The organism is Mesorhizobium sp. M2A.F.Ca.ET.067.02.1.1, from assembly GCF_004023285.1.
Lineage (GTDB): Bacteria > Pseudomonadota > Alphaproteobacteria > Rhizobiales > Rhizobiaceae > Mesorhizobium.
On the sequence record NZ_RZSB01001491.1, the window covers coordinates 1 to 389 of the forward strand.

Genomic DNA, 389 nt, shown 5'->3' on the forward strand with positions numbered 1-389 from the left:
CCCGATGGCCTATACCTTCGGTTCCTTCCTGGAAGAAAAGCACAAGCCTGCCTTCTATGACGCGGCAGTGTCCTATGTGCATCCGCCGCTCGGCCTCTTCCCGCATATCAACCCCGGTGAATATTTCGTCTGGGGCGGCATGCTGGTGGCGCTGCTCGACCTCGAGAAGCGCGGCGTCATCGCCAACGGCTATCACGTCAAGGTGGCCATCTGGTACGCGATCGTCGGCCTCGTCGTCATCCTGCTGAAGGGCATCCTGACCGAGCGCATCACGGCCATCATGGCACGCCGCCAGGGCGTCGAGCTCTAAGGGCGGGAGGACACCATGGCCAAGACATACAAGGCAGTAAAGATATCGAAGGGGTCGACCGGTTGGGGCGGCCCCCTGG

At 62.0% G+C, this 389-nt stretch carries 1 protein-coding gene; it reads left to right on the forward strand.

From position 1 onward, the window contains the following. Positions 1-310, forward strand: a 310-nt coding sequence (locus EOA28_RS38475) for a PTS glucitol/sorbitol transporter subunit IIC (RefSeq protein WP_189342445.1), incomplete at its 5' end; no start/stop codon positions are given. Positions 311-389 lie beyond the last annotated feature (79 nt).